Source organism: Serratia sp. JSRIV002 (assembly GCF_019968725.1).
GTDB lineage: Bacteria > Pseudomonadota > Gammaproteobacteria > Enterobacterales > Enterobacteriaceae > Chania > Chania fonticola_B.
This window is the reverse complement of record NZ_CP074143.1, coordinates 4806106-4829989: the sequence shown is the minus strand read 5'-3', so window position 1 is coordinate 4829989 and position 23884 is coordinate 4806106. Positions and strand designations below refer to the sequence as shown.

Here is a 23884-nt window from a genome sequence, read left to right as displayed (position 1 = left end):
TTTTGGGTTAAAAAGAGGCGCTTGTTTCTTTCGGGTATCCAGCAAGCCTTAGCTTTATTTCTGAGCCCGCCAAACCCCTCGCTTTCAAGTCGCAGGGGGTTGGCTGCGCTTGCTGCTGGCTGACCTGCATCTTGAGATCTATGGGGTATTTGCACCTCCCGGTGCCTTTAATCATTACCCAGGACTCTTCACTATGATCGTTCGTTTATCCAAAGCCCTGCTGGTTTGTGCTATCGCGCTATTTGCCTCACTGGTAGCCTTTGGCAATATCACCGATTACGACACCAACTTTGCCTTCGTACGCCATGTTTTTATGATGGATACGATCTTCCCTGATGCCACTATCACCTATCGCTCCATCCAGTCGCCATGGCTGCATCAGGTGGGGTATATCGGCATTATTGCGTTGGAAACCCTCACCGCGATTTTGTGCTGGATTGGGGGGATCCGTCTGCTGCGCGGCCTGAAACTGCCTGCGGCCAGCTTTAACCGGGCCAAGACCTTTGCCATTGCTGGGTTGACGTTAGGCTTCCTCACCTGGCAGGTGGCCTTTATGTCGGTTGGTGGCGAGTGGTTTGGCATGTGGATGTCAAAACAGTGGAACGGTGTGCCCGATGCCTTCCGCTTCTTTGTCACTATTTTGCTGGTGCTGATTTATCTGGTGCCGCGTGATGGGGAATTGGACGATTAACTCGTTTGGCCGCAGGCGCGATGCCTGCGGCCAAACCACTTACTTTTCTTCCGCCAGTGAGTAAGGCAGAGGCTTGATGGCGAGCTGGCTGCTGGCGTCATCGCGTACGCGCAGCACGCTGTCCGCTTCCAGATCGTTATTCATCACCACCTGCACCCACAACGTTCCGTCAGCCAGCGAGATTGCCGCCAGCACGGTGCCGGTGCGGCGCCAGTTGTCACCCAGCTTCAACTCTAGATCGTCACCTTCTTGTGGAACCTGGCTACCTTTACCTTCCAGCCAGTACAGGGCGCGCTTGTTGGCTCCCCGGAACTTGGCGCGAGCCACCATTTCCTGCCCGGTGTAGCAGCCTTTGCTGAAGCTGATCCCGTCCAGCGCCTGAAGATTGGTCGCCTGAGGGATCAACTGCGCACTGTTTGCTGCATCAATCACCGGATAACCGGCCTCAATATCCAGTGCCAGCCATTGGCGACTGTTGTTCAGCTCAGCCTGACCTTCCAGCTTGGAGGCTAGCAGAGCGGCGGTTTCTGCCGTGGTAATCAGGACAAAACGTTCTGCTGGCAGCGCAAAGTGCAGCAAGGTGGTATCGCCATCTTGCACCACTTGATGTTCTGCATCTGGCAGGGTGCTAAACACCTTCGCCAATGCGGCCCGCGCCTCAAGGCCAGCGAGGCCCAGCAGCACCGCATTGCTGTCTGCCGCGATGGTGATTTTGGAGAATACCGCGTATTTCTTTATTTCCGCCAGTTGGCTTTCCAGCACGCTGCGACGCTCAAGATAGGCAAAGCCTTCACCGCGGTGGAATAAACGCAGGTTGCTCCACATTTTGCCTTTGGCATCGCAATGGCCGCACAGCACGTGTTGATCGGCCGCCAGTTTGTCGATATCGGCCGTTACCTGGCCCTGAAGATATTTTACCGTGTCTGGCCCGCTCAACTGCACCATGGCCCAATCTTCCAGTGAGATCAGCGTCAGTGGCAGATGGGAAGAGGCGGAAGGTTGACGGGGTGAAAAAGGAATATTGAACGCCATAATCGGTTCCTGCTGCATGTTTAGCATACCTGTTGGGGTTGCTACCATGGTAAAAGAGGTGGCTGGCTTTGCAAACAGTTATTACCAGGCAGCGCTTTTTTTGACATTTTACGTTTTGTTGGGTGAACGCCCTTCCCGGCGAGTATGTCAAATTGTTACTCTAGGCGCTTACGGCCAACGAAACCCAATTGCACCCAAATCGTTGGCTGACGGAATTAAATTGCGCGCGCGTTGCCATACCAAGTGTCGGTTGCCCAAGAGCATGGCAAGCCATGCCGAAAAGAGGTTAGTCATAACAACATGGATATTAATAATAAAGCACGTATTCACTGGGCCTGCCGCCGCGGCATGCGCGAGTTGGATATCTCGATCATGCCGTTTTTCGAACATGAATACGATACGCTGAGTGATGCAGACAAGGCCGTATTCATCCGCTTGCTCGAATGTGACGACCCCGATTTGTTCAACTGGCTGATGAATCATGGCGCTCCGCAGGATCAAGATCTGCAGAGAATGGTGTCCCTGATCCAAATGCGAAATAAAGCCCGTGGCCCTGTGGCGATGTGATGTCCGCGTTTCCTGGCGTACCCAGTTAGTCTCGTTGCTGACTCACGGCCTGCTGATTTTGCTGATCCTGATCGCCCCTTGGCCGGAAGGCTATGGCCCGATCTGGTTGGTGCTGTTGACGTTGGTGGTGTTTGAGTGCATTCGCAGCCAAAAGCGCATTGCATCCAGGCAGGGAGAACTGCGGTTGCTGGCTGAACGCCGGATTGAGTGGCATGGCCGAGAATGGCTGATGGTGAACAAGCCCTGGATGCCTGGGTTCGGTATTTTGCTGTCGCTTCAGCAGATCGACGGCAAGAAACGCCATCGGCTGTGGTTGGCTTCGGATTCCATGAGCAAAGCGGATTGGCGCCAACTGCGTCAACGGTTGTCGTTTGAACCATCCGCTACCGACGAGGACGTATAATGAAACCGCTGCTTTGGCTGGTAGAAGACGAGCCCAGCATTGCGGATACGCTGATTTATACCCTGGAGAGCGAAGGCTTTCAGGTGCGTTGGTTTGAACGTGGCGAGCCTGCTTTGCAGGCTCTGCAACAGGGCTTACCGGCGTTGGTGATCCTCGACGTCGGCCTGCCCGATATCAACGGTTTTGAGCTTTGCCGTCGGCTGCTGGCGCAGGCGGCGGATTTACCGGTCCTGTTTCTTACCGCTCGCAGCGGCGAACTCGATCGCCTGATCGGGCTGGAAATCGGTGCCGATGACTATGTAGCAAAACCCTTTTCCCCGCGTGAGGTCAGCGCCCGCGTGCGCACGATCCTGCGGCGTTTACACAAGCAGCAGCGCTTGCAACAGCCTGCCCTTTATCATTTTGGTGCCTTTAGCCTGGATGAAGAGGGAGCCACGATCTGCTACCACCAACAGCCGCTGCCGCTGACCCGCTATGAATTCTTGTTGCTGAAAACCCTGTTGCAAGCGCCTGGCCGGGTGTTCTCCCGCCAGCAGTTGATGGACATCGTTTGGGCCCAGGCGGAAGAGAGCCTGGATCGTACCGTCGATACCCATATCAAAACGCTGCGTGCCAAACTGCGGGCGATCGATGCCGCAGAACCCCCTATCCATACCCATCGTGGTTTAGGCTATAGCGTGAGCCGCCAGCCATGAGGATTGGCCTGCGCCTGCTGTTGGGCTATTTCCTGATTGTGGCGGTGGCGGGCTATTTCGTGCTGAGCATTTTCGTGCAGGAGGTCAAGCCTGGCGTACGGCGTGCCACCGAAGGCACGCTGGTGGATACCGCCAACCTGCTGGCACAGGTGGCGCGGCTGGATATGAGACATGGGGATGCGGCAAAAGGTCAGTTGGCACAGGCTATCGCCCAGCTAAATCAGCGGCCGATCGGGGCCAATATCGCCGGGATCCGCAAAGATAGGAACGAATATCGTGTCTATCTTACCGATGGGCGCGGCAAGGTGATTTTCGATTCCTCAGGCCAGGCGTTGGGGCAGGATTACTCCCGCTGGAACGATGTTTATCTGACATTACGTGGTCAATACGGTGCGCGCAGCACCCGGACGATTGCCGATGACGAGAGCAGTTCGGTGATGTACGTGGCCGCACCGGTGGTGGAGCAAGGGCAGATTATCGGCGTGTTGAGTGTCGGCAAACCCAACAGCACCATGGCACCGGTGATCCGCCGCAGCGAGCGGCGTATTTTGCTGGCGGGCGCAGTGCTGCTAGGGATTGCGCTAGCGATCGGGCTGGGTTTCGTCTGGTGGATTAACCGTTCGATCAACCGCCTGGTGCGTTATGCCGACGGAGTGGCGCACGGCGAGGCGGTGCCATTACCACGCATGGGCAGCGTTGAGCTGACCCAACTGGCGCAAGCGCTCGAAAGCATGCGCATGAAGTTGGAAGGCAAGGCTTATATTGAACAATATGTGCATACCCTGACACACGAGTTGAAAAGCCCGCTGGCGGCGATCCGTGGCGCGGCGGAACTCTTGCAGGAATCACCGCCTCCCGCGACGGCGAAACGCTTTTTGACCAACATCGAACAGCAGAGTGCCCGCATTCAGCAATTGGTCGATAAGTTGCTGGTGCAGGCGCAGTTAGAAAGCCGGCCCGGTTTGGAACTGGCTGCGGTAGCGATGGTGCCGTTAGTCCGGCAGATTGTCGCGGGTAAAGAAGCACAGGCGGCGCAGCGTGGCGTCACGATTGAATTGGGGGCGTTAGCGGAAGCATCGCTGACTGGAGATGCCTTTTTGCTGGGGCAGGCGCTGAGCAATCTGTTGGATAATGCCCTGGATTTCACCCCTGCCGGTGGCTCGGTCAGTATCAATGGCGAGCGGTTGGAGCATCATTACCAGCTCACCCTTTGCGATACTGGCAGCGGCATACCCGACTATGCGCTGGATAAGGTATTTGAACGCTTCTATTCGCTGGCGCGGGAAGATAAACCCAAGAGCAGCGGCCTGGGCCTGAACTTCGTGCAGGAAGTGGCGCGCCTGCATCGTGGCACCATCCGTTTGCAAAACCTGCAACCCACAGGCGCGAAGGCCATCCTCACTTTACCACTCTGAATACAACTTATTGCCCGCACTTCACCTTCCCTTCACATAACCACATTCTGATTTCACTTGCCGACTTTATCGTAGCGACATTACCTACAAGGAGTCTGCCACGATGTTTAAATCGGTACTGTTTTGGAAAATAACCACTCTGCTGGGATTGATGATCCTGATGATGATCCCGGTGGGTATGCTCATGGATGTGGTACAGGAACGTAGTGGCTATCGCCAGAGCGTAGTGGGGCAAGTGAGTGAAAGCACCAGCCGGGCGCAGCGTATTCTTGGGCCAGTGATCGTGATCCCGTACACCTTCCGGGAAGAGAAGAAGAACGAAAAAGGCGAAATCAAGATAGAGACCACTCGCTATCAACGCTTTGTTTTGCCCGAATCTTTGGTGGTCAATGGCAAGCCCAACGTTGAGATCCGTAAGCTGGGTATCTACCAGACTCAGGTGTATCAGGGGCCACTGGATTTCCAGGTGAAATTCGGCCAACCCGATCTGGAGGATTTGCAGCATAGCAACATTACGATCGGCCAACCCTTCCTGATGCTGTCATTGAGCGATTCTCGTGGTATCAAAAGCATCTCTGCCCTCAACGGCATTCAACAGCAGGCCAAGTTTGAGCCGGGTACTTTGGTCAGTGGGCTTTCTCAGGGGATCCATGCACCGCTGGCCCTGGCCTCGTTGCAGAAAGAAGGGCTGACGGCGGATTTCACCCTCAACCTGGCGGGGACCAGCAGCTTGTCATTGGTCCCGGTGGGGCGTAGTTCCGAGCTGCTATTACAAAGTAACTGGCCGCATCCGAACTTCCTCGGCAACTTCCTGCCGGATGAGCGCAAGGTGACCGATAGAGGCTTCTCTGCCCGCTGGCGCAGCACCTGGTTTGCCAACAATATCAATAGCTCATTCATGTATGATAACGGCATCATGGAAGAGGAAAAGCTGCCGACCTTCACGACGAGCCTGATCGAACCGGTCGATCACTATCAACTGACCGAGCGGGCGGTGAAGTATGCGGTGCTGTTCCTGGGGCTGACGTTTATGGCGTTCTTCCTGTTCGAAACCCTGACCGGGCTGCGGGTGCACCCGATCCAGTATCTGTTGGTGGGGGCGGCGCTGGTGCTGTTCTATCTGATCCTGCTGGCTTTCTCGGAACATCTGGGGTTCGACGTGGCGTACCTGCTGGCAAGCGTGGCCTGTAGTGGACTGATTGCCTTCTACCTCAGCGCCGTGCTGCGCGGGATGCGTCGTGGCATGCTATTCGCCGCCAGTCTGCTCCTGCTGTATGGCATTCTGTATATGCTGTTGCAGTCGGAAGATAACGCACTGGTATTGGGTTCGGTGCTGCTGTTCGGGGTTCTGGCAGGCATTATGCTGCTGACGCGTAAACTGGACTGGTATCAGGTGGCCGACCCGGCTCGCTTGAAGGGTAATGCTGCCGAGCCAGAAGCCGCTGAGACTCCGGCCAGCAATGGCGAGAGCCGCTTCAGGTTGTGGAAATAAAGACGTTGTTGGGCGCGATATCGCGCCCAATTTCGTTACAGCAGCGGTTCCATCTCCAGCAGGATCTGTTCACACCACTGTTGCAGACGCTCTTCGCTCAGGTCGTATTGGTTCACCTCATCCAGCGCCAGGCCAACAAAGTGTTTACCGTCGGCGCTGAGCGGTTTGGGGCTGGTAAATTCAAACCCGTCGATCGGCCAGAAACCGATAAACTGCACGCCCTGTGGGGCAAGCTGGTCGTGCAACATCCCCAGCGCATCCAGGAACCATTCGCCATAACCCAACTGATCGCCCATTCCGTACATGGCGACGATCTTGCCTTTCAGGTCTAGTTCAGTCAGTTGCGGCCAGATCGCTTCCCAATCCTCTTGCAGCTCACCAAAATCCCAGGTTGGAATACCCAGGATCAGGATGGAATAGTCTTCCATCAGCTTGGGGGAAACGTCTTTCAGGTTGTGCAGGTCGACCAGGTCTTCACCCAGAATCTCACGGATTTTTTCTGCTGCCATCTCGGTGTAGCAGGTGCTGGAGCCGTAAAACAGACCAATCTTCATAGTTAAACCGTTTATAATGCCGTGTGTAGAATTGCAACGAGTATACCTTAAGGCATAATGCCTGTGGCAGAAACGTAACCAAGAGAGGACCGCGTGCAACAGCAAGACAGTGCGCTGATTGAGCAATTCCTGGATGCGTTGTGGATCGAACGCAATCTGGCAGAGAATACGCTGGCCTCTTATCGGCTCGATTTACAGGCGCTGGCCGGTTGGCTGGCTCTCAACAACCGCAGCCTGTTACAGGCCGAAGCGTTGGACTTACAGGCCTTCCTCGCCGAACGGGTGGAGGGAGGATACAAAGCGACCAGTTCAGCCCGGTTGTTAAGCGCGATGCGCCGCCTGTTCCAATATCTCAACCGTGAAAAAATGCGGGCAGATGACCCCACCGCGTTGCTGGCCTCGCCCAAATTACCGCAGCGGTTACCCAAGGATCTGAGCGAAGCGCAGGTTGAGGCCTTGCTACAGGCACCTTGCGTCGATCAACCGTTGGAGCTGCGTGACAAGGCTATGCTCGAAGTGTTGTATGCCACCGGGTTGCGTGTGTCGGAACTGGTGGGGTTGACCATCAGCGATGTCAGCCTGCGCCAGGGCGTGGTGCGGGTGATCGGTAAAGGCAACAAAGAGCGCCTGGTGCCGTTGGGTGAAGAAGCGGTGTACTGGATTGAAAATTATCTGGAACACGGCAGGCCCTGGATGCTGAACGGCCAGACGCTGGATGTGCTGTTCCCCAGCAACCGCAGCCAACAAATGACTCGCCAGACGTTCTGGCATCGGATTAAACACTATGCGATCCTAGCGGGTATCGACAGCGAACGGCTGTCTCCGCATGTGCTGCGCCACGCTTTCGCCACCCATTTACTGAACCATGGGGCCGATCTTCGTGTCGTACAGATGTTATTGGGGCATAGCGACCTCTCAACCACACAAATTTATACTCATGTAGCCACTGAAAGATTGAAACAGCTACATCAACAGCATCACCCGCGCGCCTGACGCGCAGGGATCGAAAGGATTGGAAGAATGAAAAAAGGTTTAATGCTGCTCTCCCTGCTGGTGGCTTCGGTTACCGGCGCGGCCCATGCTGACGATGCAGCCATTCAGAAAGCACTAGGTAGCCTGGGCATTAAGCAGGCAGACGTGCAACCCTCGCCGGTCGCCGGTTTGAAAACCGTATTGACCGAAGGCGGCACGCTGTATGTGACGGAAGATGGCAAACACGTGTTGCAAGGGCCGCTGTTTGACGTCAGCGGCGGCGAGCCGGTTAACGTGACTAACCAACTGTTGATGACCCGTCTGGAAGCGCTGAAAGATCAGATGATCGTCTACAAAGCGCCGAAAGAGAAACACGTGATCACCGTGTTCACCGATATCACCTGTGGCTATTGCCACAAGCTGCACGAGCAGATGAAAGAGTACAACGATCTGGGGATCACCGTGCGCTATCTGGCGTTCCCGCGTCAGGGGCTGGAATCTCAGGCAGAGAAAGATATGCGTTCCATCTGGTGTACCGCAGACCGGGCTAAGGCCTTCGATGCTGCCATGAAGGGCGACGCGGTGTCTCCGGCAACCTGCAAAACCGATATCAGCCAGCATTATGCGCTGGGCGTTCAGTTTGGTATCAACGGCACCCCGGCTATCGTGCTGAAAAACGGCATGGTTGTCCCTGGCTACCAAGGGCCGAAAGAGATGGCCGCGATGTTGGATGCGCATGCAGCCTCTGCAGCCACGAAATAAGTCACGGTGAGTATTAAAACCCAATTACGCCGCCGCGAGGCGGCAGATGCCAGCCATTTACCCGCCAGCCTGCCTCCCCTGTTACGTCGCTTATACGCGTTGCGCGGAGTTAAGGGCGAGCAGGAGCTGGAGCGTAGCGTCAAGGGCATGTTGCCTTGGCAACAGTTGAGCGGTATCGATGCTGCGGTAGCGATATTGCAGCAGGCACTGGCCGACGGTCGCCGCATCATGGTGGTGGGCGACTTTGACGCCGACGGCGCCACCAGTACCGCACTGACGGTGCTGGCCTTGCGTAGCATGGGCTGTAGCTCTATCGAATATCTGGTGCCCAACCGTTTTGAAGATGGCTATGGCCTTAGCCCCGAAGTCGTGGAGCAGGCGGCGGCTCGGGGTGCTGAGCTGATCGTCACGGTCGATAACGGTATCTCCTCGCATGCGGGCGTTGACGTTGCGCATGGCTTGGGAATACAGGTGCTGGTCACCGATCACCATCTGCCGGGGGATACTTTGCCTGCGGCAGAGGCGATCGTTAACCCGAACCTGCGTGACTGTGATTTTCCCTCCAAATCTTTGGCTGGTGTAGGCGTTGCCTTCTATCTGATGTTGGCTTTGCGGGCCAAGCTGCGTGACAGCGGCTGGTTCGAACAGCGTGCGCTGGCTATGCCTAATCTGGCCGAATTGCTGGATCTGGTGGCGTTAGGCACCGTGGCGGACGTGGTGCCGCTGGATGCCAACAACCGTATTCTGGTGTATCAGGGGCTGAACCGCATCCGGGCTGGCAAGTGTCGGCCAGGTATTCGCGCTCTGCTGGAAGTGGCCAACCGCGATGCGCGGCAATTGGCGGCCAGCGATCTCGGCTTTGCTCTTGGGCCACGGCTGAACGCGGCAGGGCGGCTGGACGATATGTCGATCGGCGTCGCCATGCTGTTGAGCGACGATATTGCCCAGGCGCGTATGCTGGCCAACGATCTCGACGCGCTCAACCAGACCCGGCGTGAGATAGAGCAGGGGATGCAGGTGGAAGCGCTGGAGCTGTGCGATCAGTTGGAACGCACCACCACCGCATTGCCTTACGGGTTGGCGATGTATCACCCAGAGTGGCATCAGGGCGTGGTGGGCATTCTGGCTTCACGCATCAAAGAGCGTTTCCATCGCCCGGTGATCGCTTTTGCCCCTGCGGGCGACGGCATTCTGAAAGGTTCTGGCCGCTCGGTGGCCGGGTTGCATATGCGTGATGCGCTGGAGCGGCTCGATACCCTGAATCCTGGGCTGATGATGAAGTTCGGCGGCCATGCGATGGCGGCGGGCTTGTCGCTGGAAGAGGCCAAGTTTGACGAGTTCCGCCAGCGTTTTGGCGAGCTGGTCGGCGAATGGCTCGATCCAGCCATGCTGGAAGGCGTGATCTGGTCGGACGGCGAGTTGATGATGCAAGAACTGACCCTGACCACCGCGGAGCTTCTGCGTGAGGGCGGGCCTTGGGGGCAGGCGTTTCCTGAGCCAACCTTTGACGGCAAGTTCCGTATTCTGCAACAGCGGCTGGTGGGCGAGAAACACCTGAAGCTGATGATCGAACCGCTTGGTGGCGGCCCATTGTTGGACGGCATCGCCTTCAATATCGACACCACACAGTGGCCGGACAGCAGCATCAAAGAAGTGGAACTGGCGTACAAACTGGACGTAAACGAGTTCCGTGGCAACCGTAACGTGCAGTTGCTCATTCAACACCTCTGGCCGCGTTAACCGGCTAGCCCCTCACCCAAAGGGAGAGGGGACTTGACGTGCCACATGTTGATTCTTGCATCTGAACGTTGATCCCCCACAAAAACTGACCAACTCGCTATAAACTGGCCGCTGGATCCGCTAGAATTACCGGTTCCAATGGCATTTCGCCATCGACGACATCAACGTAAGAACACAAAAAATCATGTTTGAAATTAATCCGGTAAAAAACCGCATTCAGGATGTGTCCGAGCGGACAGCCGTTCTCAGGGGGTATCTTTGACTATGATGCCAAGAAAGAACGCCTAGAAGAAGTTAACGCCGAGCTGGAACAGCCGGACGTTTGGAACGAACCTGAACGCGCACAGGCATTAGGCAAAGAGCGCTCGTCGCTGGAAGCCATTGTCGAAACCATCGATCAGTTGGAACAGGGCTGTGAAGACGTCACTGGCCTGCTGGAACTGGCGGTTGAGGCGGAAGACGAAGACACCTTCAACGAGACCGTGGTTGAGCTCGATCAACTGAGCGCCAAGCTGGAACAATTAGAATTCCGTCGTATGTTCTCTGGTGAATACGACAGCGCGGACTGCTATCTGGATATCCAGGCAGGCTCCGGCGGCACCGAAGCGCAGGACTGGGCTAGCATGCTGCTGCGCATGTACCTGCGTTGGGCGGAATCCAAAGGCTTTAAAACGGAAGTGATTGAAGAGTCCGACGGCGACGTCGCGGGCCTGAAGTCGGCAACCATCAAGATTATCGGCGACTACGCGTTTGGCTGGTTACGTACTGAAACCGGCGTGCATCGCCTGGTACGCAAGAGCCCATTCGATTCCGGTGGCCGTCGCCATACCTCCTTCAGTTCCGTATTTATCTATCCGGAAGTGGATGACGATATCGATATCGAAATCAACCCGGCCGATCTGCGCATTGACGTTTACCGCGCCTCCGGTGCTGGTGGTCAGCACGTTAACAAAACCGAGTCGGCGGTGCGTATTACCCACTTGCCAACCAATATTGTGGTGCAGTGCCAGAACGATCGCTCTCAGCATAAGAACAAGGATCAGGCATTCAAACAGCTGCGCGCCAAGCTGTATGAATACGAGATGCAAAAGAAAAATGCTGACAAGCAAATGCTGGAAGACAACAAGTCCGATATCGGCTGGGGCAGCCAAATCCGTTCTTACGTGCTGGATGACTCCCGCATCAAGGATTTGCGCACCAACGTCGAAACACGTAATACGCAGGCCGTACTGGATGGCGACCTGGATAAATTCATTGAGGCAAGTTTGAAAGCCGGGTTATGAGGAACAGAAATGTCTGAGCAACAAGCACAAGGCGCCGAACAGGCGTTGGATCTCAACAACGAGCTGCAGTCACGCCGTGAAAAATTGGCCGCGCTGCGCGAGAACGGCATTGCGTTCCCGAACGACTTCCGTCGTGATACCACCTCCGACAAGCTGCATGCCGAATACGGCAGCAAAGAAAACGAAGAGCTGGAATCACTGGGTATCGAAGTGACCGTAGCTGGCCGTATGATGACCCGCCGTATCATGGGTAAAGCCTCCTTCGTGACGCTGCAGGACGTGGGTGGCCGCATTCAGCTCTACGTCGCACGCGACGATCTGCCTGAAGGTGTTTACAACGAGCAGTTCAAGAAATGGGACCTGGGCGATATCCTCGGCGCACGCGGTAAGCTGTTCAAGACCAAAACTGGCGAACTGTCTATCCACTGTACCGAGCTGCGTCTGCTGACCAAAGCACTGCGTCCACTGCCAGACAAGTTCCACGGCCTGGCCGATCAGGAAACCCGTTATCGCCAGCGTTATCTGGATCTGATCGCCAACGAAGAATCCCGCAACACCTTCAAGATCCGTTCGCAGGTGATGGCGGCGATCCGTAACTTCATGGTGGGTCGAGGCTTTATGGAAGTCGAAACCCCGATGATGCAGGTGATCCCTGGCGGCGCGTCTGCTCGTCCGTTCGTCACGCACCACAACGCGTTGGACATCGACATGTACCTGCGTATCGCGCCAGAGCTGTATCTGAAGCGCCTGGTGGTAGGTGGCTTCGAGCGCGTGTTCGAGATCAACCGTAACTTCCGTAACGAAGGCGTTTCCCCGCGTCATAACCCAGAGTTCACCATGATGGAACTCTATATGGCGTATGCGGATTACAAAGACCTGATTGAGCTGACCGAGTCGCTGTTCCGTACGCTGGCGCAGGACGTGTTGGGTGACGTCAAGGTGCCTTATGGTGATGAGGTGTTCGACTTCGGCAAGCCGTTTGAAAAGCTGACCATGCGTGAAGCGATCAAGAAATACCGCCCGGAAACCAACCTCGACGATCTGAACGAGATGGCTAGCGCGGTAGCGATTGCCGAATCCATCGGCATCAAGGTAGAGAAGAGCTGGGGTCTGGGTCGCGTAGTTACCGAGATCTTCGAAGAGACCGCAGAAAGCCATCTGATCCAGCCAACCTTCATCACCGAGTACCCGGCAGAGGTTTCTCCGCTGGCACGCCGTAACGACGAGAACCCGGAAATCACCGATCGTTTCGAATTCTTTATCGGCGGGCGTGAAATCGGTAACGGCTTCTCAGAGCTGAACGACGCAGAAGATCAGGCGCAGCGTTTTGCCGATCAGGTTAGCGCGAAAGATGCTGGTGACGACGAAGCGATGTTCTACGACGAAGACTACGTCACCGCGCTGGAACATGGCCTGCCGCCAACCGCGGGTCTGGGCATCGGTATCGACCGTATGGTGATGCTGTTGACCAACAGCCACACCATCCGCGACGTGATCCTGTTCCCGGCCATGCGCCCGAGCAAGTAACGTTAGCTGAGTGATTAAGCCGGTGCAGGCGACTGTGCCGGTTTTTTTTCGCCTGAAGAGAGCGGGGTGTTGCTAACCGCTTAAAACATCGGCAGTTATGCGTTATCTTCTCTTGCCCGGCGCGCATAACCGGTTATAATGCCAGTCGCACACCTAAGCGGGTGTAGTTCAATGGTAGAACGGCAGCTTCCCAAGCTGCATACGAGGGTTCGATTCCCTTCACCCGCTCCAATCTCAAGTCTCCCTGAACACCACTAAAATCAACTATTCTCTGATTTAATAACGTTTTATCATTTCCCATATCAACTTGGTTCAACCCGTGTTTCCCCAATCAAACCACTATCTTCTATAGAAATGTGTTTAGTTACACCTATGCAGTTTGAAACTATACTCATGCCATCTTGGAAAACCACTTCTGCGTAGATCTGACAAACCGCCTTACAATGAGAGGGGATAAGGCATGGTTCGGTTGGTAATGATTTTACTTGGGGTAGATTATTTACGTAACCGCTGGCGAGGGTTGATGATTGCCGGTTGGTTAGGCGTGTTAGCGGGCTTAATCGTTTTCATCGATGCGTTGGATAACGCGATTTATTTCCCTTTGCATCCCTTTGCTTTCCTGTTGCTGATCGAGGGACTGGCAACGCTGATGGTCGCGCATACCGGCATCGGCGGACAACGTACCTTGCGTTATGTGAAAGGAGGCGCATTTTCCCTGGCCGCGATATTGATCTTGAGTGGACAACACCATGGCCATTTTATTTTATCGATGATTTTTGGCACGTTGTTTTTGGCCGATGGGTTATTGCAAATTGTCTCCGCTGGGGTCGTGCGCTATAAAAACTGGAAGTTGGTAGTGGCTGGCGGTGTATTGGAAGTGATGTTAGCTATTTTCTTCTTTCAGCCCTACCCGACCCATTATGTCGGCACCGTGCCTTATTGTTTAGGTCTTGGGTTGATGTTTGGTGGGTGGAATATGGTTATGCTGGCGATGCGCGTCAAAAAGCTGGAGGTCAACCCCGCGGTTTTGGGTAATAAGGCCGCTGAGGAAGCCAGTAGCGCAGTAACCACGCCTTTGGTGACTGAATGGGAAGGCCCTCCGGCCGATGATGAACCTGCACTGACCATACATGTCTGGACTCCTGTGGGATCCTCGAAGAGTAAAACGGTGCCTCATCCTGTGATTGATCGTTATATTGCTGCGGTGGATAAAAATGGGGTGATTTCCACCGGCCATGCTGCACTTGAATCTCCGGAAGGTATATATATCAGTTTGTATCCAGCGGTCGATATTGACCGGTCGCCAGATCAATTTACCCGCTTGCTGCGGGCAACCGCAGACAATAATGTTGAAGGGAAATTCCAACCGGATTATGTGACAGAGTCAGGGGCATGGTGTCCTTCAACCCAGCGTGTGCGGATCAGGAACTACGATGCTGAACGTCTGAAACGGTTCTGGGAAGTTTATCGTGAAGACAATACGTATAATCTCACGCATCGTAACTGCTCAAGCAGTGTGGCGCGGGGTCTTGAAGCAGCGCTGGAAGGCGTAGTGAGTAAGATATGGGGACAACGTGGCCACTGGTGGGTGTTGAGTAAAATTCTCACGACGCCGGAATTATGGGTGGCGGTACAAATACGTAAACGCGCAAAAACGATGGCCTGGACACCAGGGCTGGTGCTTGACTATGCACGTGCATTAAGCATGTTGGCTGATCCACGGCCAGCCGGCTGGATAGCCACCATACGACGAGCCCTGGAGAAAATGTTATCTTTGCGCAAGCAATGGCGTGATGAAAAAGCGCAGGGCACGATAGCGTCAAATGTTCGCAGTGAGCCCTCAAATGACAAAGGCAAGTAGCGATTATGGTAATGTTTCCCCTTTTATACGCAGGGCTTTATTATTTGCATCAATAGCATTACGAACACTGTGCTGATTGGCATCAAAAATATCGTCAATAAACCACTGCTCATTCTCAGCCACTAAATCAAACGTGGTGGTAGTCGTGAGACTGTTATCACTAAAAGCGCGAAAAGTGACTGCGGCATGCGATTGTTTATTATCGTTCGAGAGAATATTGATATCCGTCACCACCAGGTTCTGATAATCCTGACACTGGCAGATCGGGTCGGCGTCAAGATAGCCTATATCGCCCGGTAAGGTTAGCGCCTGATCCTCTTCCAACACCGCGAGGAATTGCTTTGACGCAATCCGTTTCGGGCCCGTTTCGCCGATGAATGCGTTTGAAACATCATCATGGCCATAGGTGGCATAGATCCGTGCTATAAAGTTACTGGGATTTTCAATGGCCGATGCGGGCTGCGTAAGTGCAGCAAACGAAAGCAGAGAGAAACAGAGCAAAGCAAAAATGCGCATGGTTACAATTCCTTAATCGTTCTCTATCCCTTAAATCAACGGCCCATACTACGGTGTGCTCACCTTGATGGCAACGCTTGGTCGTTCTTGTTCAGCCCTGTACGAAACCAAGGTATACGCTGGAAAACTATTCCTAAAGAAAGGGATGCGCTCAAAGATCACCACGGTGAACGCGATGATTAATATCATAACCAAGAACAAAACCACCAGAGACAACACAAACCAGAAGCCACTCACTTCAATCGTTGTAAGCCCTATAGATGCACTATACAAAGCCCCGAAAATGAGGATAAGTGATATAGTGATCCCAACGAAATTTGCCAGCCTTCTTCGTCGGCTTTTCTTCTGAAACTCAAACGTCGAGGGGTTAATATTGAAGTCATAGAAAACCTCCTCAGAAATCACCAGTTCGGGCCGTTGTAGAGAGGCAATCTGCATCAGTATTGCACGTGTAATCTCCCAGTGATGCTTGAATTTCTTTATTTCATGCACCGGGATTAAATTTTCTTTCGTTTCACCGGATTGGGTTTGGGTGTAGATAATCAGGTTTTTAGTATTATTTTTATAGCCCGTATTACGAAAGCCAATCGTGGCCTTGGTGCCGTCTTCTAACGAACCTGTGACTTCTGGCCATAGTAGCTGATAATGACTTACACCGCCTGAAAGATCGTTGTATCGTGTATAGAAAACACCTTGAGAGGTGACGTTAAAGTACACCTCTCCATGCTTTAATTTTAAGTTGTCGCTAATTCTTTTAAAGAATAAATAATTCAGGGGAGAAGGATCAATAAAAATAAAACACCAAGTAGAAAGGTGTCACCCTCGATAAAAAATAGGGTTGGCGTAGCCAGAGATGCAATGAAAACAAGTGTGAAAACGGGAGAAAGCAATAAGTAGAGCGTCTTTGTCGCTATTCTACGCTCGATGGCAGACACATCATCACATCGCTTGGAGGGGCTGGCGAAAAACGCGGTATGTTCGGTAATCATACTTTTATATCCCTATAATCAATCACATAATCCTGAATTAGTGTCTTACTGTACCCTAGCTAGTTAGCCGGAAGGCTTAAAACCCAAGAACTCAAGCCTGGTAGATTACCAGACTCAGGGACTATTTTCTGCTTAAGATACACGGCTCACTGCGAGGGAAATCTTCGCTTCTGGGGATATATGCCCGACAAGATTATTTCAGGATGAAAGGCGATAGGAACGGCTCGGCAGATTGTTCGAGCAGGGTGATAAGCTCAGGATCCATATATTGATAGTCATCGGGGATATCGAGAACGTGCAGCGGTTTGTGTTCCAACAGGCGCTGATACTCGGCAACCAACCGGCTCTTGTGCTTTTGCTCCATGACAAAAATCATATCTGCCCAGCGCAATAACTCCGGCGTTACTGTTTTTTTGGCATTACGGCTGGTCCCGGCCGACCTGGTGGTCAGGCCGGGAGTCCGTTGCCATATGCGTTCTGCGGTAGGGCTGCGCCATTGGTTACGGCTACAGACAAACAGCACATTCATGGTTAATCAATCTCATCAAGTGAGTTACGCCGGGCTACGGCGCGGGATACTTGTGGGTATTCAATGCCTAGTTGCCTCGCCCGGGTCACTTTATGTGAGCGGGTATAGAGCATTTTCCACTTTTTCTCTTTGGTGAACTTGGGTTGAAAATCCCCCATCTCACGGTGTTTGTTGCGTTTGTTATTTACCAGGCGCCAGGCCCGGCCACGTATGTCAGTCATGTTAATGCCTCATCGGTGTTATCGGGGTTCAGCAGCCGCGATAATACGAGAGGTGGTGCAGCAGCATCTTATGCCGCCCGGTAATGCTAACATTTCGGCTATAAACAATAAATCGTCTTTATTCTGTGGCCACTGCTCTGACGAGGTCGCAACCTCTCTACGGGAAATAAAAGGAATGCATGATGTCAGTAAAGGATAAGTTGTTGGCACTGTTTGTGGTGGTGGCCTGGGGGCTGAACTTTGTGCTCATCAAAGTTGGCTCTTATCATGCAGTGTCCGTCATCCATTGAAGGCAGCGTGATAAACCATGAGCCACTCTGCTATTGCAGGCCCTAATCTAATTGCTTCACTCCCCCACACATTTTGCGACTATTCCGGATCCATCGCGATAGGCATCGGTGGTACAGTGGCGCGATTTTCATTCATTTTGATGTTTTTTGGGCTGTTGAACGCCGAGGTGTGAGTATGAGTAAGTTTATTGCAGCGGGCCTGCTGGCCGTTTTACTGTCCGGGTGTGCTACCGAGTCGCCTTGCGTACCGGTCTATGACGACCAAGGCCGTCTGGTTCATACTAATACCTGTATGAAAGGCACCACCCAGGATAACTGGGAAACCGCCGGGGCGATTGCAGGCGGGGCGGCAGCGGTCGCTGGCCTGACATTGGGTATTATCGCGTTAACCAAATAGTGATTTTTTAGTCGGGGCGCAGCATAGGCGCCCCGACCCTGTTACTGCTGTTGAGCCAGTTTTTTGCTGTCACAGCCGGTACTTTTACATTCCCGCTCTACGCTTTTCAGAAAATCGATACGGCTTTGCATGGTCTTGTTTGAGCAGGCGACATTGATCATGGAATCGTCGCTACATTGACTGTCCCGATTTTTAAGCCATTCGATCTGCGACTGCTTCAGCGTCTGCTTTTGCGGTTGGGTCAGCAACCCCATCACCTTCTTGTATTGCACATTGATCTCTTGATCCAGTTGCACCATCTCCAATGCCGCACAGTAGGTCACGTCATAAGGGGTGCGTGGGCTGTCACAACCACCGGCCAACGCAGTGGCAGAGACCAACAGCAGCGAACATCCCAAGATTGTTTCTTTAATCACTTTGCACTTCTCCGTGTTTGGTTTTGAACTGGCTACACAGTAAACCAATGCCGCATTTTGCAATAGCCCGATTGAAGACAAATATTCAACCGGGCGTATGCGGTGCCCTTACTTAAGTCTCAAGCCTCGGTTTGCGGTGTGACCTTTTGCTTATCGGAGTTCATACAGCTGTAGATCACCGGCAGCACCAACAGCGTCAGCACGGTAGCAAAGCCCAGGCCGAACATGATCACCACCGCCATGCTCTGGAAGAAGGCATCGCTAAGCAGCGGGGCCAGACCGAGTACGGTGGTAAAGGCAGTCAGCAGGATAGGGCGCAAGCGTGAGGTAGAGGCATCGATGATGGCCTCCAGGATTGGTTTTTCCTGCCGCTGTAATCCGATCTCCTCTACCAGCACAATGCCGTTACGTATCAACATCCCGCTTAAACTCAACAGGCCAATCAGCGCCATAAAGCCAAACGGAATACCGGTTAGCAGGAAGCCCACGGTTACCCCAATCAACGCTAGCGGAATGGTCAGCCAGATGGCGACGGCATTTTTTAGTGAGCTGAACATCAGCACGGTGATGATGAACATGATCACAAAGGCTACCGGCAGGCTGGTGAACAACCCTGCCTGAGCTTCCTTGGTACTTTCATAGTCGCCGCCCCAATTCAGTTCATAGCCGCGCGGTAATGGGATGGCATCAATATCCGGTTTGATGCGTTGCAACAGTTCGGCAGAGGTTTCACCGCTCTGGGAGCTCGGATCGGCCTGAACCGTCAGGGTGCGTTTGCGATCCCGGCGCATGATCAGCGGATCTTCCCACTCGGTTGTAAAGCCGTTAACCACGTTGTCGATAGGAATAAACGCCTGCCGTGCCTGGCTCCAGATCATCACGTCGTTCAACCGTTCGGCATTCAACCGCTCCGAGTCCGGCGTTCTTAACACAATCGGCATTAACCGTGTGCCATCACGATATAGGCCAACGGCGATCCCGCCAAAACTCATGCGCAGTGCACTGTCGATTTCGCGTTTATCCACCCCTAATTCACGGCCAAGATAATCCGAGAACTGTGGGCGAATGACCTTGCTGCGTTGTTGCCAGTCGTGCATCACGCCGTCGGCATTGGGGTCGGCGCTGGCGATAGTTTCTGCCTTGGCCGCCAGCGTTCGCAGCACGTTAGGATCCGGGCCGATAAAGCGTGCTTCGATGGAACTGTTATTCGAAGGCCCGAACATGATGCGCTTGGCCTGGGCGTTCACCTGAGGGAAATTGTTGCGTACGTAGCCCTCTATTTGGCCGATCATACCGGGGATCTGGTTGAGCTGTTTGGCTCGTACCATGATCTGTGCATAGTTGGAATATTGCCGCTGTGCGTTGTAGGTGAGCATAAAGCGCATCGCACCCTGGCCGATGGTGACCATGGTATCGCTGACGCCTTCTTGCGCCTGGATATGCTGCTCGATCTCGGCGGCTATCTTTTCGGTGTAGGCGATATCGGTGCCATAGGGCAGCCAGAGATCGACGAAGAAGATCGGCGTATTGGACGGTGGGAAGAAGCTTTGGCGCACGTTACCAAAACCGATCACCGAGACAACCATCAACGCGGCCAGCACCCCCAGCGTAATGGTGCGCTGGCGCAGCAGTTTGCCCAACAGATTGCGATAGACGCGGAACAGCCAACCGTCATAAGGCGACTTGACCGGCTCATCGGGTTTTGGCTCGGCCATTTTCTGTTTTTCAAACGCCCATTTGGTGAATACCGGCGTCAGGGTCAAGGCGGTGAACCAGCTCAGCATCAGGGAGATCAGCAGCACCTGGAACAGTGACTTACAGTATTCCCCGGTGGCATCGTTGGATAAGCCGATCGGTGCAAACGCCAGAATGGCAATCACCGTCGCCCCCAGTAGCGGGAACATGGTACGTTTGACCACGTTATTAATGGCCTGCAGGGTTTTCTCACCCTGTTGCCGCCCAACCAGCACGCCCTCGACGATCACAATGGCGTTATCCACCAACATACTTAAGGCGATCACCAACGCCCCGAGCGAAACGCGCTGCAGCTCAATGTTGAACAGCTTCATGATCAGCAGGGTGCCAAGCACGTTCAGCGCCAGCGAGGCGGCGATCACCAGCCCGCTGCGCACCCCCATAAAGATCAGCAGGGTGCCGACCACGATCAGCAGCGCCAGCAAAAAGTTCATGATAAAGCCGTTCACCGCGCCTTCTACTTCATGGGACTGATCGTAGAAAACGCTGATATCCATCCCGGCGGGGCGTTCGGCTTGCAGTTGGGCCAACCGGGCCTTGACCGCTTCGCCCACCACAATCACGTTCACATTCGGGGCAAAGGATACGCCGATGGAGAGCGCAGGCCGCCCGTTGGCACGGTAGATATTATTGGGGGAGTGGGTTACGCCCTGGCTGATAGTGGCGATATCGCGCAGGTAAACGCTGCGCGGGCTACCCGGCTCGCTAATCAGCAGGTTACCCAACTCTTGCACGCTGGCAAATTCCCCGGTGGGATGCAGCCTTATCGACTCGCTGCCCACCAACAGATCCCCGGCGTTGGACACCACGTTCTGCCGGCTCAGCAGATCGTAAAGCCGCTGTGGGATAATATTGGCGGCGGTCATCTGGGCGCGGGAAATCTCAATCTGCACCTCTTCCGGGATCACCCCGACAATCCCCACCTTGCCCACGCCTGGCACCACCACTAACTCACGGCGTAGCAGCTCGGCAAAGTTGCGCAGCTCCTGATTGCTAAAGCCGTCGCCATACAGCGAGAAGAAGAAGCCGTACACATCGCCAAAATCATCGTTCACTATCGGTGGGCTGGCACCGGGGGGCAACCGTATCGCGGCATCGCCAATGCGCCGGCGCAGCACATCCCAGATTTGCGGCAATTCGGCGGCTCCGTATTCGGCACGGATATTAATGGTGATCTGCGACAGCCCCACGCTGGAGATGGAGGTCACGTTGTCGATATATGGCAACTGCTGAATGGCATTTTCCAGCGGCAGGGTGACTTCTTCCTCCACCTGCTGGGCCGAAGCGCCGTCATAGCGGGTGACCACCACCGCAGTCTTGATGGTAAAGGCCGGATCCTCCAGCCTGCCGATGTTGAGAAACGCCAGCACGCCGCCAATGCCTAGCAGCAGGATAGCCAACCAGATTCGGGTGCCGTTGTTGATAAAATTCTCTGTCAGTTTCATTACAGACCTCGCTCACGGACCCAGGCGCGCACTTCCTGATTGGGGCGCAGTTCGCGAGTACCGGCGGCGACGATCCGTTCACCATCGGCCAGACCGGAGACGATCTGTATTCCGTTCGCGGTCAGTTGTCCGGTTTCAACCTGACGAGATTCCACAAACAGTTTGCCATCACGTTCCTTGATCACCCACACGTGGGGCTGATTGCGTGGGCTGTTATCTGGGTTAAATATTGCTTCTACGGGCACAATGACATTGGTCTTCTGCGAAGCCCCGGCCAGATTACCGAGATTGATTTTCACGCTGCCGCTCATTCCCGAGAGCATTGGCAGATCTTTTGGGCGCGGCATGGTCAGGGTCATTTGATAGGTCAATGAGCCCGCGGTGGTATTGGTGGTGTGTTCTTTATAGCGGGCGGTAAACTCGCGGCCCGGCAAGTTGTTCAACAGAACAATAGGTTGGTACTGTGCATTGTTTTCATCAATCACAATGAACAGATTTTCGGGGATGCTGAAGACCACATCCAGCGAATCCAGCGAGTTCAGGGTCGCTATCGGTTGGCCTGCCGGGATGACTTGATAGTTACGGGCAGTGAGCGTGGCAATCACACCGGTAAAGGGGGCACGGATTTGCATATCGCTCACTTCTTCTCTGGCCAACTTCAAGGCGGCCTGGGCCGAATCACGCGCTGCGCGATGAACATCCAGTTCGGCACGGGGAATAACATTGCGGGCACTCAGGGTGGCGAAACGATTGAATTGCGCCTGCGCCAAATCGAACGTGGCCTGCCGATCACGAAGCCGCAGGCGTGCGTCATTACTGTTTAGCTCGGCAATCACTTGCCCCTGGTTGACTCGTTCCCCTTCGCGTACCAGCAATTGTTGCAGTTGCCCCGGGCGCTTAAAAGCCAGGTCGGTACGGTCACCCGCGATAATCCTGGCTGGGAAGATGCGTACTCCTTGCTGGGCACTGTTGCTAACTTCAAAGATATTCACCGGACGGACGCTTTCGAGTTCTTTAGGCGTCTCTCTGTCACAGGCAGTAAGAAAAAGTGTGCAAAGCACAACGGCAACCAGTTTTATATTCACGATGCAATCTCTTAGGATCGGATTTTAGGGGGAGCGATGAGTTAACTCGTTGACCATATGCATCACGTCTTACCGCTCGTCTAGGCCAGCTCCGGCCTTGGTTCACGCTGCTGCGGGAACTTAATCTTGCTACTGTGACCGTAGGACACAACCCTCTGGGATTTCACGCACTCCTGACGCGATTCCCGGTACCCGCTAGCGGGCGTGCGCAACCCATGTTGTTTCCTTCAGTTTCAACCACTCGTAGACTCTTCAAGCTTAGTATGCCGTTTGCCAACGTGAGTAAATTATCTTCAGTTCATGCCGTTGGCCCGGTTTCGGTTATGGCTAATCAATCAACGCTAATGATTTCCCGGCTAAGATGATCGGTAACAGATAATCAGCATCCGCGGTAGCAGGATGCCGAGGATGGTACGGATTAAGATGATTCTTGGTTATGATCTAAATCATTTTCCGCAATTATGTTGGTGGCTATGATAAAAGTCCCAGTCCCGCACACCTTGTGCTATCAATGATGCAAGTTGTTCTGCTTTCTCCCTCCGATTATCGCCTCGTAATACCGTTTAGATTTTCTTTAATATCTTGCGTTCTTGATGTGGGGTTATTTTCACGTTCAGGGAATTGTCCTTTATTAATTGCTGTTATTTGGTACGGTATATCTAGTGGTGTATTTTTTTATTGTATTTAATCTTGTTCTTTAACGGGAAATATCCTGTATTAGCGGTATTATGATTTGGTTGCAATAGGTCAATTGCCACAAAAATTATTATTGATCTGCTTTAAACGTCGGGCTATCCTTGGGCTAGAGTTCTTTTGATAGAGCGAAATAATTCAGCTTAACGTAATTTCCTGCGCTTTAATAAAGGTATGGTTAATCGTGCCTTTATATCAAGCGTAGGATTGCTCTATCACTGATGATAGGCGTTACTCGGGCTGTTTTTGTTTCACTTTTATAAAAAGGACGATGTTGTGAAAAAAGTTAATACACTTGAAGCAGATACAATTGTTGGCGGTAAATGTAAAAGAGTCTGTGCTGTTGAGTATGTGGGTGGCGCTGGTGGTGCTTGCTATGTAGTCAGAACTTGCCTGGATAAGAATGGCCGAATTGTGAGTCAGACTAGCTCCTCTGTTGATTCTGCCAACTGCCCGGCAGGCCGGCCGTAAGCTCTTCCTGAGTTTCAGGATATAAATTTGGGCTGATGCGATAGGATTTTCGCATCGGCCTGTTTGAAAAGTGGTGCTTATTG

General features: G+C 53.6%; 23 protein-coding genes and 1 tRNA gene. 14 read left to right on the top strand and 10 right to left on the bottom strand.

Annotation, left to right across the window (positions count from 1 at the left end; all coding sequences use genetic code 11):
• The first annotated feature begins 193 nt into the window (after window positions 1-193).
• Window positions 194-691 (top strand): DUF2165 family protein, encoded by a 498-nt coding sequence (locus KGP26_RS22690; protein WP_071681920.1) that lies wholly within the window; start codon window positions 194-196, stop codon window positions 689-691.
• Between the two features lie 39 nt (window positions 692-730).
• Here the strand turns inward: KGP26_RS22690 and ygfZ are convergent, their stop codons facing one another.
• Window positions 731-1723 carry a tRNA-modifying protein YgfZ gene (gene ygfZ, locus KGP26_RS22685; protein ID WP_223665683.1) on the bottom strand — a complete coding sequence of 331 codons (993 nt, stop codon included), beginning with the start codon at window positions 1721-1723 and terminating at the stop codon, window positions 731-733.
• 300 nt (window positions 1724-2023) lie between these two features.
• Here ygfZ and sdhE point away from each other — a divergent pair, with 300 nt between their 5' ends.
• The 5 genes from sdhE (at window position 2024) to creD (ending at window position 6295) form a co-directional block, all read left to right on the top strand.
• Complete coding sequence (gene sdhE / locus KGP26_RS22680; RefSeq protein WP_021179805.1) at window positions 2024-2290, top strand: FAD assembly factor SdhE; 267 nt, start codon at window positions 2024-2026, stop codon at window positions 2288-2290.
• Complete coding sequence (locus KGP26_RS22675) at window positions 2271-2693, top strand: protein YgfX (RefSeq protein WP_021179806.1); 423 nt, start codon at window positions 2271-2273, stop codon at window positions 2691-2693. The genes sdhE and KGP26_RS22675 overlap by 20 nt, the downstream gene beginning before the upstream one ends.
• The gene (gene creB / locus KGP26_RS22670; protein WP_021806195.1) at window positions 2693-3388 is read left to right on the top strand and encodes a two-component system response regulator CreB; all 696 of its coding nucleotides are present in this window, start codon (window positions 2693-2695) and stop codon (window positions 3386-3388) included. Before KGP26_RS22675 ends, creB begins: the two co-directional genes overlap by 1 nt.
• On the top strand, window positions 3385-4803 hold the full coding sequence (gene creC, locus KGP26_RS22665; protein WP_021806194.1) for a two-component system sensor histidine kinase CreC: 1419 nt from the start codon (window positions 3385-3387) through the stop codon (window positions 4801-4803). Before creB ends, creC begins: the two co-directional genes overlap by 4 nt.
• 103 nt (window positions 4804-4906) lie before the next feature.
• On the top strand, window positions 4907-6295 hold the full coding sequence (gene creD / locus KGP26_RS22660; protein ID WP_059201689.1) for a cell envelope integrity protein CreD: 1389 nt from the start codon (window positions 4907-4909) through the stop codon (window positions 6293-6295).
• Between the two features lie 35 nt (window positions 6296-6330).
• Here the strand turns inward: creD and fldB are convergent, their stop codons facing one another.
• Window positions 6331-6849: a flavodoxin FldB gene (fldB, locus tag KGP26_RS22655; protein WP_021179810.1), complete on the bottom strand. Its 519-nt coding sequence runs from the start codon at window positions 6847-6849 to the stop codon at window positions 6331-6333.
• 93 nt (window positions 6850-6942) lie between these two features.
• On the opposite strand from fldB, the gene xerD reads away from it, so the two are divergent.
• From xerD to KGP26_RS22620, 7 genes are all read left to right on the top strand, one after another.
• Entirely contained in the window at window positions 6943-7842 is a 900-nt protein-coding gene (xerD, locus tag KGP26_RS22650; protein ID WP_021179811.1) for a site-specific tyrosine recombinase XerD, read from the top strand.
• Window positions 7843-7869: 27 nt separating this feature from the next.
• The gene (dsbC, locus tag KGP26_RS22645) at window positions 7870-8583 is read left to right on the top strand and encodes a bifunctional protein-disulfide isomerase/oxidoreductase DsbC (protein WP_021806191.1); all 714 of its coding nucleotides are present in this window, start codon (window positions 7870-7872) and stop codon (window positions 8581-8583) included.
• Between the two features lie 6 nt (window positions 8584-8589).
• The gene (gene recJ / locus KGP26_RS22640) at window positions 8590-10323 is read left to right on the top strand and encodes a single-stranded-DNA-specific exonuclease RecJ (protein WP_115159279.1); all 1734 of its coding nucleotides are present in this window, start codon (window positions 8590-8592) and stop codon (window positions 10321-10323) included.
• A gap of 184 nt (window positions 10324-10507) precedes the next feature.
• A protein-coding gene (gene prfB, locus KGP26_RS22635; RefSeq protein WP_098929871.1) for a peptide chain release factor 2 occupies window positions 10508-11606 on the top strand; the annotation gives its coding sequence in 2 pieces (ribosomal slippage) (window positions 10508-10582 and window positions 10584-11606; 1098 coding nt in all).
• A gap of 9 nt (window positions 11607-11615) precedes the next feature.
• Window positions 11616-13133 carry a lysine--tRNA ligase gene (gene lysS, locus KGP26_RS22630; protein ID WP_021806189.1) on the top strand — a complete coding sequence of 506 codons (1518 nt, stop codon included), beginning with the start codon at window positions 11616-11618 and terminating at the stop codon, window positions 13131-13133.
• A gap of 157 nt (window positions 13134-13290) precedes the next feature.
• Window positions 13291-13364 (top strand) — tRNA-Gly (locus KGP26_RS22625).
• 229 nt (window positions 13365-13593) lie between these two features.
• On the top strand, window positions 13594-14994 hold the full coding sequence (locus KGP26_RS22620) for an HdeD family acid-resistance protein (protein ID WP_223664644.1): 1401 nt from the start codon (window positions 13594-13596) through the stop codon (window positions 14992-14994).
• A 3-nt stretch (window positions 14995-14997) separates the two neighbouring features.
• Here the strand turns inward: KGP26_RS22620 and KGP26_RS22615 are convergent, their stop codons facing one another.
• The 5 genes from KGP26_RS22615 to KGP26_RS22595 all read right to left on the bottom strand — a co-directional run bounded on the left by KGP26_RS22615 (window position 14998) and on the right by KGP26_RS22595 (window position 17249).
• A complete protein-coding gene (locus KGP26_RS22615; RefSeq protein ID WP_223498302.1) occupies window positions 14998-15510 on the bottom strand; it encodes a DUF3828 domain-containing protein in 513 nt (170 codons plus the stop codon).
• A 48-nt stretch (window positions 15511-15558) separates the two neighbouring features.
• Entirely contained in the window at window positions 15559-16227 is a 669-nt protein-coding gene (locus KGP26_RS22610) for a hypothetical protein (protein WP_223664643.1), read from the bottom strand.
• A 53-nt stretch (window positions 16228-16280) separates the two neighbouring features.
• Window positions 16281-16499 carry a hypothetical protein gene (locus KGP26_RS22605; protein ID WP_223664642.1) on the bottom strand — a complete coding sequence of 73 codons (219 nt, stop codon included), beginning with the start codon at window positions 16497-16499 and terminating at the stop codon, window positions 16281-16283.
• Between the two features lie 193 nt (window positions 16500-16692).
• Window positions 16693-17028: a low molecular weight protein tyrosine phosphatase family protein gene (locus tag KGP26_RS22600; RefSeq protein WP_021806177.1), complete on the bottom strand. Its 336-nt coding sequence runs from the start codon at window positions 17026-17028 to the stop codon at window positions 16693-16695.
• Window positions 17029-17030: 2 nt separating this feature from the next.
• On the bottom strand, window positions 17031-17249 hold the full coding sequence (locus KGP26_RS22595) for a hypothetical protein (RefSeq protein ID WP_021806176.1): 219 nt from the start codon (window positions 17247-17249) through the stop codon (window positions 17031-17033).
• 465 nt (window positions 17250-17714) lie between these two features.
• Here KGP26_RS22595 and KGP26_RS22585 point away from each other — a divergent pair, with 465 nt between their 5' ends.
• The gene (locus KGP26_RS22585; protein WP_021179822.1) at window positions 17715-17936 is read left to right on the top strand and encodes a hypothetical protein; all 222 of its coding nucleotides are present in this window, start codon (window positions 17715-17717) and stop codon (window positions 17934-17936) included.
• 41 nt (window positions 17937-17977) lie between these two features.
• Here the strand turns inward: KGP26_RS22585 and KGP26_RS22580 are convergent, their stop codons facing one another.
• The 3 genes from KGP26_RS22580 to KGP26_RS22570 form a co-directional block, all read right to left on the bottom strand.
• Window positions 17978-18352: a lysozyme inhibitor LprI family protein gene (locus KGP26_RS22580; RefSeq protein WP_024484999.1), complete on the bottom strand. Its 375-nt coding sequence runs from the start codon at window positions 18350-18352 to the stop codon at window positions 17978-17980.
• A gap of 119 nt (window positions 18353-18471) precedes the next feature.
• Window positions 18472-21552: an efflux RND transporter permease subunit gene (locus KGP26_RS22575; RefSeq protein ID WP_021806173.1), complete on the bottom strand. Its 3081-nt coding sequence runs from the start codon at window positions 21550-21552 to the stop codon at window positions 18472-18474.
• Window positions 21552-22637, bottom strand: coding sequence for an efflux RND transporter periplasmic adaptor subunit (locus tag KGP26_RS22570; protein ID WP_059201682.1), 1086 nt, complete (start codon window positions 22635-22637; stop codon window positions 21552-21554). Before KGP26_RS22570 ends, KGP26_RS22575 begins: the two co-directional genes overlap by 1 nt.
• Window positions 22638-23884 lie beyond the last annotated feature (1247 nt).

Excerpts from the sequence above, each read along its gene's own strand:
- dsbC (WP_021806191.1), top strand. The coding sequence starts at position 7,870 with ATGAAAAAAGGTTTAATGCTGCTCTCCCTGCTGGTGGCTTCGGTTACC.
- KGP26_RS22615 (WP_223498302.1), bottom strand. The coding sequence starts at position 15,510 with ATGCGCATTTTTGCTTTGCTCTGTTTCTCTCTGCTTTCGTTTGCTGCA.
- KGP26_RS22605 (WP_223664642.1), bottom strand. The coding sequence starts at position 16,499 with ATGATTACCGAACATACCGCGTTTTTCGCCAGCCCCTCCAAGCGATGT.
- lysS (WP_021806189.1), top strand. The coding sequence starts at position 11,616 with ATGTCTGAGCAACAAGCACAAGGCGCCGAACAGGCGTTGGATCTCAAC.
- creC (WP_021806194.1), top strand. The coding sequence starts at position 3,385 with ATGAGGATTGGCCTGCGCCTGCTGTTGGGCTATTTCCTGATTGTGGCG.
- KGP26_RS22620 (WP_223664644.1), top strand. The coding sequence starts at position 13,594 with ATGGTTCGGTTGGTAATGATTTTACTTGGGGTAGATTATTTACGTAAC.
- creD (WP_059201689.1), top strand. The coding sequence starts at position 4,907 with ATGTTTAAATCGGTACTGTTTTGGAAAATAACCACTCTGCTGGGATTG.
- KGP26_RS22600 (WP_021806177.1), bottom strand. The coding sequence starts at position 17,028 with ATGAATGTGCTGTTTGTCTGTAGCCGTAACCAATGGCGCAGCCCTACC.
- creB (WP_021806195.1), top strand. The coding sequence starts at position 2,693 with ATGAAACCGCTGCTTTGGCTGGTAGAAGACGAGCCCAGCATTGCGGAT.
- KGP26_RS22595 (WP_021806176.1), bottom strand. The coding sequence starts at position 17,249 with ATGACTGACATACGTGGCCGGGCCTGGCGCCTGGTAAATAACAAACGC.
- KGP26_RS22585 (WP_021179822.1), top strand. The coding sequence starts at position 17,715 with ATGAGTAAGTTTATTGCAGCGGGCCTGCTGGCCGTTTTACTGTCCGGG.
- KGP26_RS22690 (WP_071681920.1), top strand. The coding sequence starts at position 194 with ATGATCGTTCGTTTATCCAAAGCCCTGCTGGTTTGTGCTATCGCGCTA.
- ygfZ (WP_223665683.1), bottom strand. The coding sequence starts at position 1,723 with ATGGCGTTCAATATTCCTTTTTCACCCCGTCAACCTTCCGCCTCTTCC.
- fldB (WP_021179810.1), bottom strand. The coding sequence starts at position 6,849 with ATGAAGATTGGTCTGTTTTACGGCTCCAGCACCTGCTACACCGAGATG.
- KGP26_RS22575 (WP_021806173.1), bottom strand. The coding sequence starts at position 21,552 with ATGAAACTGACAGAGAATTTTATCAACAACGGCACCCGAATCTGGTTG.
- sdhE (WP_021179805.1), top strand. The coding sequence starts at position 2,024 with ATGGATATTAATAATAAAGCACGTATTCACTGGGCCTGCCGCCGCGGC.